Raw genomic sequence first — 11,220 nt, forward strand, 5'->3', positions numbered from 1 at the left:
CGCGGCCGGGCCGCCCGCGGCGGACCCGGGCCGCCCGAGTCGGCCCGCCGGACCTCGCAGAGGCCGCCGGGAGCCCTCGGACTCCGGCGGACACGTCCTAACCGGGATAGACCGGGTACATGCCGCTGTGCACCTTGGTCCAGTTGTTGCCCTGGGACAACTGGTAGATGTTGTCCTCGCCGGAGTCCGCGAGCAGGGGCTGGTCCGAGCCGTCCGGTGCCGCGATGTGCAGCATGCCGTTGACCGAGGCCACCGACACCGACAGGCCGCCGTCGATGTCGACGATCTGCGGCGCCAGCGCGCCCTGGCCCTCCTTGCCCAGCACCACGAGCCGGTCCGGGCCGTTCCAGGAGATCGCCTTGACCTCGACCAGCGAGGGGATCACCGAGCGCGGTGCGGCGATGGTCATGGCCACCGTGCCGTTGCTCACCCGCCGCTCCACCCGGCCGATCAGCACCTTGCCGTTGTCCACGATCAGCGCGGCCCGGGTGCCGTCCGGGGACAGGCGCAGGCCGGTGATCCGCGCGGCGGTGATGCCCTGCACGTCGACCGAGACCCGGGTGATCTGCTTGCGCTCGTCCTCGTACAGCGCGAGTACCCGTTCGGCGTCCTTGCTGCGATCCAGCACCCACAGCACGCCGCGACCGTCCCAGGTCGGGCTGAACAGCGACGCCGGGCCGGTGGTCAGCCACTCCTGGACCTCGCCGTGGCCGTCCACGTCGCCGACCATCAATCGGCGACCGTTGGTGTCGATGCCCGCGATCCGCCGGCGGAACGGGTCCCGCGAGACGGCGATCTGGTCGACCTTGTAGGTGCCGTCGCCGAACGGTCCGGGCAACACCGGCGGATTGCCGTTGGGGCCGGGCACCACGTTGACCACGTTGCCCTTGGCGATGAAGTAGCCGGTGGGCGCGGACGTCCTGGCGGCCCGCCCGGGATCGTACTGGGCGGCGTCGTCGTCGGAGAGCGAGCACATCGGCTCGCCGCCACCGGTGATCGAGACGGAGTCCACGCCGGAGACCTGGCGCAGCGTGTAGAGCAGCTGGGCGGCCATCCGCTCGCAGCCCTTGGTCTGGGCGAGCCTGGCCTGCCGGTTCAGTTGCACCCGGGCGGTCCGGTTGTCCTCGATCGAGACGACCCGGTCGGCGGGTTCGGTGCCTGCCGGGAACGCGCTCTCCACCACGGGCCGCAGCCAGTCGGTCGGGCCCCCCACCAGTTGGCGCACCAGTGCCGAGGTCAGCCCGACGCGGCTGCGCAGGTAGACCGGGTCGGGCACGAGGATTTCCTTGCCCACCGGCATCGCGGTGGCGAACCAGTAGGTGTTCACCGACCGGTAGATCCGGTGGAACTCGGCCCGGGACAGGATCAGCCCGTCCGGCAGGTCGGCGATCCGCCACTGGTTGTCGGTGCCCAGGCGCAATTCCAGGGTCGCCCGGTACTGCGCGTTCGGCTGCTGCTCGGGCTGGTAGGCGTGGCGGTTGTCGACCGTGCCCACCCGGGTGCCGGACACCTCCGCCTGGTAGGTCCGCTCGTCGGCGCCGGGGACCAGTTCGATCCGGGCGATCCTCTCGAGCACCACGATCTCGCGGTCGGGCGCCCACTTGGACCCGGCCTCCGGGGTCAGGTAGGCGCGCGCCGTCACGTAGTCCGGCTCGTCGCTGGTGACCGCCTCCAGGAAGCCGGCGACCATCCCGTGCGGCTGCTCGCCGGGCTTGGGCGGCACGGCGAAGACCCGCACCTGTTGCTCGGGCCCCTGGTCCTTGCTGCCGCCCTTGGTGGCCTCGCGCACGCTGCCGCTGTGCGGCATGGACGCGCACGCGCCGAGCGTGCACAACACGCACACCAGGGCCAGGAACGAGCCGATCCGCCTCATCGATTGCCTCCCGCGGGGCCGGCCGCGCGCACGGTGCGCCGATACGGCGAGCCCGCCGGGCCCAGGCCCCGATTGGCCCGCGAGTCCTCGGGTTCCAACGGCAGCGGCGAGCGCACCAGCTCGCCGCCCGCGGTCTTGGGCAGGCTCAGCCGGAACTGCGAGCCGCCGCCCGGCTCGCCCCACGCCTGGAGCCAGCCGCCGTGCAGGTGCGCGTCCTCCAACGCGATCGACAGGCCCAGCCCGGTGCCGCCGGTGGTCCGGGCCCGGGCCGGGTCGGCCCGCCAGAAGCGGGCGAACACCAGCGAGGACTCGCCGGGCTTGAGGCCCACGCCGTAGTCCCGCACGGCCACCGCGACCGAGTCCTCGCCGCCCGCCACGGTGACCACCACGTCGAGGCCCTCACCGTGCTCGACCGCGTTGACCACCAGGTTGCGCAGCACCCGGTCGATCCGGCGCGGGTCCACCTCGGCCACGCACGGCTTGTCCGGCGCGCGCACCACCAGCCGGCTGCCGCGCCGCTCGGCCAGCGGCTCCGCGCCCTCGACCACCCGGCGCACCAGGTCGCGCAGGTCCACCGGCTCGGCGTCCAGCACGGCCGCGCCCGCGTCGAAGCGGCTGATCTCCAACAGGTCAGACAACAACGCCTCGAACCGGTCCAGCTGGTTCTGCAGCAGCTCGGCCGAGCGCCGGGTGGCCGGGTCGAAGTCCTCGCGGGCCTCGTGCAGCACGTCGGCGGCCATCCGCACGGTGGTCAGCGGGGTGCGCAGCTCGTGCGAGACGTCCGAGACGAACCGGCGCTGCACCCGCGAGAGCTCCTCCAGTTGCCGGATCTGGTTCTGCAGGTTGGAGGCCATCTTGTTGAACGAGGAGCCCAATCGGGCCAGGTCGTCCGCGCCGACCACACGCATGCGCTCCTCCAGGCGACCGGCGGCCAGCCGCTCGGCGATCCGCGCCGCCATCCGGACCGGGGTGACCACCCATCGGGTCACCAGCGCCGCGATCGCCACCAGGAGCAGCACCAGGAAGACCCCGGCGGTGGCCAGGGTGCTGCGCACCAGGCCCAGGGTCTTCTCCTCCGGGGCGAAGGAGAAGAAGTAGTAGAGCTGGTAGGACCCGCCGTCCGGGTCCTCCAGTTGCGCGCCGACCACCAGGCCCGCCTCGCGGGTGGTCTCGGCCGAGCCGTCGCCGTGCTGGCCCTCGCGCACGATCTGGGTGTACTGGAGCAGTGCCACGCCGCGCTTGAGCCCGACCTCGCGGCGCAGTTCGGCGGGCACGCTGGAATCGGGGACCACGTCGCCGGAGGCCCGGGGACTGCGGCCGGACCCGGGCGGGTTGTCCGCCGTGTCCTGACTGGTCGCGGCCACGTCGTACACCCCCTGGCCGCCGCTGGAGAGCTGTTTGACCAGCGCGTTGAGCCAGTCGCCGGTGTTCACCCGGTTGCCGGACCCCGGCGTGGCGGCCGGCACGCCGGTGGGCACCTGGACGTGCCGGCTCGGGTTGGTGGCGATCTCGTCGGCCTGCGTGCGGGCGTCCGCGAACCCGCCCTGGGCCTGGGACCGGGCGGAGGCCACCTTCGCGTCCAGCAGACCGTTGCGGACCTGGCCGACCACCACCACCCCGAGCAGCACCATCACCGCGACGGACAACACCAATGTGGTGGCCACGACGCGAAACTGGATCGATCTGTTCCACAGCGCCATCACCCGGCCCACGCCGCCGCGCACGCGACGCAGGGCGAGGGACCAGGCCGATGGGGACGGCGACCGCTGTGCGGTGCTCACCGAAACGAACTCAAGGTCAGGCCGGTCCCGCCTTGTAGCCGACCCCGCGCACGGTGACCACGGTCTCCGGACGCTCGGGGTCGCGCTCGATCTTCGAGCGCAGCCGCTGCACGTGCACGTTCACCAAGCGGGTGTCGGCCGCGTGTCGATATCCCCAGACCTGTTCGAGAAGCACCTCGCGGGTGAACACCTGCCAGGGCTTGCGGGCGAGTGCGACAAGGAGGTCGAACTCCAGCGGGGTCAGTGCGATGTTCTGCCCGTCCCGCTTCACGGCGTGGCCGGCCACGTCGATCACCAGATCGCCGATCACCAACTGCTCCGGGGTGGGTTCTTCGGCTCTGCGCAGGCGGGCCCGCACACGAGCGACAAGCTCCTTGGGCTTGAACGGTTTGATCACATAGTCGTCGGCTCCGGATTCCAGCCCGACCACGACGTCGACCGTGTCGCTCTTGGCGGTGAGCATCACGATCGGCACGCCGGACTCGGCACGGATCTGGCGGCAGACGTCGATGCCGTCACGGCCGGGCAGCATCAGGTCCAGCAGCACCAGGTCCGGTTTTACATCCCGGAAAGCCTGGAGTGCCTTGTCGCCGTCCGCCACGAACGACGGCTCGAACCCTTCGCCACGCAGCACGATGCCGAGCATCTCGGACAGTGCGGTGTCGTCGTCAACGATGAGGACGCGTCCCTTCATGTGCATCATCGTCGCATTACCGGATTGTGACCTGCACTCATCCGACCGATTCCGGCCGCGTCCATCAGTGACAAAACGCCCCAAATACTGACGATTACGGCCGGAGAGAGTGCGGAGTCACGTCGATTTCCGGGCCGTACGCCGACCCTCCGCCCGGCGCAACGGACGTTTCGGCCACGAACCCGACCGCTACCGCCCCCGCCGACGACCCCGGCGGGGCGGCGCCGGAACGTGTGGCGCGTGCTCGACGTTGTCCCCGCGGTCGATGTGCCCGTGCGGGCGGACCGGATCCGATGGCCGCCCGTTCATCCGAGCCCCACACAGGCATGCCACGATGAGTCACCACCCGATCAGGACGAGGAGCGCAATCGCATGACGGACTCGCCCGGCTCGGCCGGCCCGGACGCCCCGGGGCCGGACGGAGAACGCCCGGCGGACGACGCCACGTCACCCGACCGGTCCGCACCCGCGCCCGCCTCGCCGTCGCCGGCCACGCCCCCGTCCCCATCCTCGTCCCCGGACAAACCGCCGTCCCCGGACAAGCCGTCCCTGGACAAGGCGCCCGCTCCGGACGAGCCCACGACCCCGGAACAGCCCGCCCCCAAGGCCCCGGCCCCCGGCTGGGCCCCGGTCCAGCCGCCCGCCGCCGGCTGGGGACCCCCGCAACAGGGCCCCGCCACCGGCTGGGGAGCCCCACAGCAGCCCCCGGGCGCCGACCCGCGCTGGGGCACCGCCGGGCAGCAGCCGCCGCTGTGGGGAGCGCCTCCCGGCTGGAACGGCCCCTACGTGCAGGCCGCCAAGCCCGGCGTGATCCCGCTGCGCCCGCTGAGCGTCGGCGAGATCCTGGACGGCGCCTTCGCCGCCATGCGCGCGCACTGGAAGGTCATGATCGGCATCGCCGTCGTGGTCGCCCTGCTCACCCAGTGCCTCGAGGTACCGGTCACCTGGCTGCTGAACCGCGAGTTCTCGCCCAGCGACCTCGGCGACGACCCCACCGGTGAGGAGGCGTGGCGCTACCTGCGCGACACCGCCGCACTGGTGATCGTGCCGATCGTGGTGGCCACCCTGGGCCAGATCGCCGCCACCGCGATGCTCACCGTCGTGGTCAGCCGCGCCGTGATCGCCAAGACCATGTCCGCCGCCCAGGCCTGGACGGCGGTCCGCCCGCTGCTCCCGCGCCTGCTCGGCGTCACCTTCGCCACCTGGCTGATCCCGGTCGGCACACTCCTGGTGGCAATGTTGCCGGGCCTGCTCCTGCTGGCCGTCGGTGCCGAAGGCCTCGGCGCCCTGCTGCTGCTCCCGGGCATGATCGGTGGCATCGTCGCGGCGATCTACCTCTACGTCTGCCTCTCCCTCGCCGGCCCCACGCTGATGCTGGAGAAGCAGTCGGTGCGCAAGTCGCTGGAGCGCTCGCGCAAGCTGGTCACCGGCTCGTGGTGGCGCGTCTGCGGCATCCTGCTGCTGATCGCGCTGATCATGACGATCGTCGGCGGCATCATCCAGACACCGTTCCTGCTCGCCTCGGACGGCATCTCCGCGATCACCGCGTCCAAGGCCTCCGACATCCCGGACCCCTCCTTCGTCGACCTGCTGATCACCGGCGTCGGCTCGGTGATCGCCGCCGCGCTGCTCTACCCCTTCGCCGCCGGCGCCACCGCCCTGCTCTACATCGACCAGCGCATCCGCCGCGAGGCACTCGACCTCGACCTCGCCCGCGCGGCCGGCGTCCTGGACGACGAGCCCGGCGGCGACGCGACCTCGGGACCCGCGCCGGCGTGACCCGGCACGCGCTCGCGACCCTGGTCCGGGACTGGGACCCGGTGGACATCCCGCGCGACGACGCGCGGGATGCCGCCCGGGACGAGCTCTCGCGCACCGAATACCACCGCAACGACGCCGGCCCGGTCCGCCGGGCCCTGGACTGGTTCCTCGACCGCCTGGGCGACCTGATCTCCCGGGCCGGCGACCACAGCCCCGGCGGCGGCCTCGGCCTCGTGGTGATCGTGCTCCTGGTGATCGCCGCGCTCGTGGTCCTGCGGCTGCGGCTGGGTCCGCTGCGCACCGCCCGCCGCGCCGAGCTCCCGCTGTACGGCGACCGGGGCCCGCTGTCGGCCGCCGAACACCGCGCGGCCGCCGACGCGCATGCCGCCGGAGGCCGCTGGGACGAGGCGGTCCGGGAACGCTTCCGCGCGATCGTGCGGGCCCTGGAGGAACGCGCCGTGCTCGACGTACGCCCCGGCCGCACCGCCGACGAGGCCGCCGCCGAGGCCGGACGCGCGCTGCCGGACGCGGCGGCGGACCTGCGCGCCGCGGCCGCGACGTTCGACGACGTGCACTACGGCGGGCGTACCGCCGACCGGGACCTGGACCGGGACCTGCGCGACCTCGACGCCCGCTGCGCCGCCGCCCGCCCACGCGTCGAGGAGCGGATGCCCCGATGAGCGGCACCGCGCTCGGCCCCACCACCGAGCAGCTGTGGCGCCGGGTGCGCATGCCCCTGGCCCTGTTCGCCCTGGTCCTGATCGTGGTCTCCGCACTCGTGCTGATCCGCGGCGACCGCCACGAGGGCCGACTCGACCCGCGCTCCACCCACCCCCAGGGCAGCAAGGCCCTGGCCCAACTGCTGCGGGCACGCGGCGTGGAGGTGCACCGGGTCCGCTCCGCCGAGGAGGCGGCCCGGACGATCCGCCCGGACAGCACCCTCGTGGTGCCCTTCCCGAACCTGCTCGCCGACGCGCAGCTGCGCACCCTCGCCGCCGCCGGGCCGGCCCGCACCGTCCTGGTCCGCCCCGACGAGGCCGCGCTCGCGATCCTGGCCCCCGGCGTACACACCGCCCCCGACGCGCACCACCGCACCCTGCGACCGCGCTGCCCGCTGCCCGCCGCGACCCGGGCCGGCGACGCGGACACCGGCGGCGTGCGGTTCGACACCGACCTGCTCCCCGACGCCACCGGCTGCTACCCCGACGCGGGCCGCCCCACCCTCGTGCTCACCCCGCCCCGCGCCGGCCACGACACCGTCGTACTCGGCTCCGGCAGCCCGCTGGTCAACGACCGCCTCGACGACAACGGCAACGCCGCCCTCGCCCTGAACCTGCTCGGCGCCCACCCGCACCTGGTCTGGTACCTGCCCGGCGCCGACGAACTCCCGCCCGCCGACGACTCGCTGTGGGACCTGCTGCCCGCCGGCTGGCGCTGGGGCGCCGCACAACTGGCCGTCGCCGCCGTCCTGCTCGCCCTGTGGCGGGCCCGCCGACTGGGCCCGGTGGTGGCCGAACCGCTCCCGGTCGTGGTTCGCGCCGCCGAGACCGTCGAGGGCCGCGCCCGGCTCTACCGGCGCGGCCGCGCCCGCGACACCGCCGCCGAACTGCTGCGCGCCGCCACCCGCGAACAACTCGCCCGCATCCTGGGCGCCGAGCCCACCGAGGCCGCCCTGATCGCCTCGATCACCACCCGCACCGACCACACGAGCGCACACGTGCACGCCCTGTTGTACGGTGCGAGCCCGGAGAGCGACGAGGCCCTCGTCACCCTGTCCGACGAACTCGACGCGCTGATAAGGCAGGTACGCACGACGTGAGCGCACCCGAGCAGACCCGCGAGGCGCGCGACGCGCTCGAAGCCCTGCGCGGCGAGATCGGCAAGGCCGTGGTCGGCCAGGACGCCGCCGTCACCGGACTGGTGATCGCCCTCCTGTGCCGGGGCCACGTGCTCCTGGAAGGTGTGCCCGGCGTCGCCAAGACGCTGATGGTCCGCGCCCTCGCCCGCAGCCTGGACCTGACCACCACCCGCGTGCAGTTCACCCCGGACCTGATGCCCGGCGACGTCACCGGCTCGATGGTCTACGACGCGCGTACGGCCGCGTTCTCCTTCCGCGAGGGCCCGGTGTTCACCAACCTGCTCCTGGCCGACGAAATCAACCGCACGCCGCCCAAGACCCAGGCCGCCCTGCTCGAAGCCATGGAGGAACGCCAGGTCTCGGTCGACGGCACCACCCGCCCGCTGCCCGACCCGTTCATGGTCGCGGCGACGCAGAACCCGATCGAGTACGAGGGCACCTACCCGCTGCCCGAGGCCCAACTGGACCGCTTCCTGCTCAAACTCACCCTCCCGCTGCCCGAACGCGCCGACGAGATCGTGGTGCTGCGCCGGCATGCCGAGGGCTTCGACCCGCGCGACCTCGAAGCCGCGGGCGTCCGCCCGGTCGCGGGCGCCGCGGACCTGGCGGCCGGCCGCCGAGCCGTTGCCGACCTGCGCATCGAACCGGACATCCTGGCCTACGTCGTGGACGTCTGCCGGGCCACCCGGACCTCCCCGTCGCTGGCCATGGGCGTCTCCCCGCGCGGCGCCACCGCCCTGCTCGCCGCCGCCCGCGCGTGGGCCTGGCTGGCCGGCCGCGACTACGTCACCCCCGACGACGTCAAGGCACTGGCCCGACCGGCACTGCGACACCGCGTACGACTGCGCCCGGAGGCCGAGATGGAGGGTGTGACCCCCGACGTGGTGATCGACGCCGTCCTGGCGCACACCCCGGTCCCGCGTTAACCGCCGATGGCCCTGACCGGTCGCGCCGTCCTGGCCGCAGCACTGGGCGTCCTGGTGGTCGGCCTGCTGCTGCCCTCGCTGATCGGCCTGGCCGTGGTCGAGGGCGCACTGCTGCTCGGCATCCTCGCCGACCTGCTGCTCGCCGCCGGCGTCCGCGACCTGACCTTCGAGCGGGGCGGCGACACCGCGGTCCGCCTCGGCGAACCCGCCGCGGTCACGCTGACCGTCGGCAACCCCGGCACCCGCCCCCTGCGCGGCCGACTGCGCGACGCCTGGCCGCCCAGCACCGGCACCACCACCCAGCGGCACGACCTGAGCATCCCCGCCGGCGAACGCCGCCGCCTCACCACCACGATGACCCCCACCCGCCGCGGCGACCGCAACGCCCACCGGGTCACCGTCCGTTCCGTCGGCCCGCTCGGCCTGGCCGCCCGCCAGGGCTCGCATCACGTGCCGTGGCGACTGCGCGTGCTGCCCGGTTTCCCCAGCCGCCGACTGCTCCCCTCCAAGCTGGAACGCCTGCGCGAACTCGACGGCCGCTCGGCCCTGCTCACCCGAGGCGCCGGCACCGAGTTCGACACGCTGCGCGAGTACGTCCCCGGCGACGACGCCAAATCGATCGACTGGCGCGCCTCCGCCCGCAACCAGGGCGTCGTGGTACGCACGTGGCGCCCCGAACGCGACCGGCACATCCTGATCGTGCTGGACACCGGCCGCACCTCGGCCGGCCGCATCGGCGACATCCCCCGCCTGGACGCCGCGATGGACGCGACCCTGCTGCTGACCGCGGTCGCCAACCACGCCGGCGACCGGGTCGACCTGCTCGCCTACGACCGCCGAGTACGCGCCGAGGTCCGCCGCGCGCCCCGGAACGGCACACTCCCGGCCTTCGTCCAGGCGATGGCCACGCTGGAACCGGAGTTGGTCGAGCCCGACGCCCGGACCCTGATCGCCGAGATCCTCCGCCGCACCCCGCGCCGCTCGTTGATCGTGCTGATCACCGGCCTGGAACGGGAGGCGGTCCAGGAGGGCATCCTCCCGGTGCTGCCGCAGCTGGCCGCACGCCACGAGGTGATCGTCGCGGCCGTCGCCGACCCGGCGATCACCGCGATGGCCGCCCACCGCGGCGACGCCACGGCGGTCTACGAAGCCGCCGCCGCCGAACGCGAACTCGCCGAACGCCGCTCCACGGCCGCCGAACTGCGCCGAAAGAACGTCACCGTCGTGGACGCGCCCCCGGGCGAACTGGCTTCGGCGCTCACCGATACGTACCTGGCCTTGAAACTGGCGGGGCGGCTGTAGGGCGGGGAACGGATGCGGGGGGCTGGGATGGGGGCTGGGATGGGCGCGGGATGGGGGCTCCCTGGGGCTTCCCTTGGGTCGTTCCCTGGGACTGCCCCTGGGCTGTTCCCTGGGACTGCCCCTGGGACTGCCCCTGGGACTGGGCTTCCCCCTGGGACTGGTCTTTCCTTGGGTCGTCTCCTGGGACTGGTCTTTCCTTAGTGGCTTTCACGGGAGGGTGATGTGCCAACTGCGCGCGGTGCGTCTTCGAGTCGGGGGGCGTTCCGGGGTGCGTTCACGTTTCGGCGGAGGTCGGTGCGTTTCCGGCGGCGGTCGCGTCTTTGCCGGGTAGGGCGCGGGTGGCTTTGTGCTAACCGGTCGGCGTGGACTGGTGGAGGTCGGCCCGGTCCCAATGTCACCGGCGGTCAGGAGCCCTGGGTTCTCCGGCGAGATGAGGGTGTTGCCTGCGGGAAAGGCGCTGGTAACGGCGGAGCGGGTGGGCGGCCCGGTGAGGTTCGCCGGGGGACCTTCCCGAGTGGGTGGGCAGTTCGCGGCACACGTTGCGTCTTGGCCGGGTAGGGCGCGGGTGGCTTTGTGCTAACCGGTCGGCGTGGACCGGCGGAGATCGGCCCGGTCCCACGGTCACCGGCGGTCAGGAGCCCTGGGTCCCCCGGCGAGACGCGGGTGTCGCCTGCGGAGAAAAGCGCTGGCAACGGCGGAGCGGGTGGGCGGCGCGGCAAGGTTCGCCGGGGAACCTTCCCGAGTGGGGCGGGGAGTGGGCGGTTTCGGTCGCCGGTGTGCGAAACCCGGCCCTCGGCACGTGCGTTCGCCGATCGTTCCCGCAAAACCGCAGGTCAGCGGGCAGGCGCGGGCTCGTATGCGTCTCGGGATCCGGATCGAGACCCGCGAAGCCCCCCGGGGGAATTCCTGCCAGCAGGCCCGACCCGCTGGGGGGAGGTCTCCCGGCGGGCCTTTCGGAAGATCCGCCGGACGGAGGGGCGGGCGTGGGGCTGGGGGTCTCGATCCGGATCGCGGAACGGCTTCCG

Annotated in this window: 8 protein-coding genes; 5 read left to right on the plus strand and 3 right to left on the minus strand. The window is 73.3% G+C overall.

Annotated features, from left to right (window positions below):
* Window positions 1-97 precede the first annotated feature (97 nt).
* The 3 genes from ACFZBU_RS41880 to mtrA form a co-directional block, all read right to left on the minus strand.
* Complete coding sequence (locus ACFZBU_RS41880; protein WP_391589030.1) at window positions 98-1,873, minus strand: LpqB family beta-propeller domain-containing protein; 1,776 nt, start codon at window positions 1,871-1,873, stop codon at window positions 98-100.
* Entirely contained in the window at window positions 1,870-3,573 is a 1,704-nt protein-coding gene (gene mtrB / locus ACFZBU_RS41885) for an MtrAB system histidine kinase MtrB (protein WP_391589040.1), read from the minus strand. Before mtrB ends, ACFZBU_RS41880 begins: the two co-directional genes overlap by 4 nt.
* A 97-nt stretch (window positions 3,574-3,670) precedes the next feature.
* Entirely contained in the window at window positions 3,671-4,348 is a 678-nt protein-coding gene (mtrA, locus tag ACFZBU_RS41890; protein WP_026219725.1) for an MtrAB system response regulator MtrA, read from the minus strand.
* 372 nt (window positions 4,349-4,720) lie between these two features.
* Between mtrA and ACFZBU_RS41895 the strand changes: the two genes are divergently transcribed.
* The 5 genes from ACFZBU_RS41895 to ACFZBU_RS41915 are packed head-to-tail and all read left to right on the plus strand — an operon-like array spanning window position 4,721 to window position 10,195.
* Window positions 4,721-6,127 (plus strand): hypothetical protein, encoded by a 1,407-nt coding sequence (locus tag ACFZBU_RS41895; protein ID WP_391589031.1) that lies wholly within the window; start codon window positions 4,721-4,723, stop codon window positions 6,125-6,127.
* Window positions 6,124-6,789, plus strand: a complete 666-nt coding sequence (locus ACFZBU_RS41900; protein WP_391589032.1) for a DUF4129 domain-containing protein — start codon at window positions 6,124-6,126, stop codon at window positions 6,787-6,789. Before ACFZBU_RS41895 ends, ACFZBU_RS41900 begins: the two co-directional genes overlap by 4 nt.
* Window positions 6,786-7,928, plus strand: coding sequence for a DUF4350 domain-containing protein (locus ACFZBU_RS41905; protein ID WP_391589033.1), 1,143 nt, complete (start codon window positions 6,786-6,788; stop codon window positions 7,926-7,928). Before ACFZBU_RS41900 ends, ACFZBU_RS41905 begins: the two co-directional genes overlap by 4 nt.
* Window positions 7,925-8,893 carry an AAA family ATPase gene (locus ACFZBU_RS41910; protein WP_391589034.1) on the plus strand — a complete coding sequence of 323 codons (969 nt, stop codon included), beginning with the start codon at window positions 7,925-7,927 and terminating at the stop codon, window positions 8,891-8,893. Before ACFZBU_RS41905 ends, ACFZBU_RS41910 begins: the two co-directional genes overlap by 4 nt.
* Window positions 8,894-8,899: 6 nt before the next feature.
* On the plus strand, window positions 8,900-10,195 hold the full coding sequence (locus ACFZBU_RS41915; protein ID WP_391589035.1) for a DUF58 domain-containing protein: 1,296 nt from the start codon (window positions 8,900-8,902) through the stop codon (window positions 10,193-10,195).
* Window positions 10,196-11,220 lie beyond the last annotated feature (1,025 nt).

The organism is Embleya sp. NPDC008237, assembly GCF_042956465.1.
GTDB lineage: Bacteria > Actinomycetota > Actinomycetes > Streptomycetales > Streptomycetaceae > Embleya.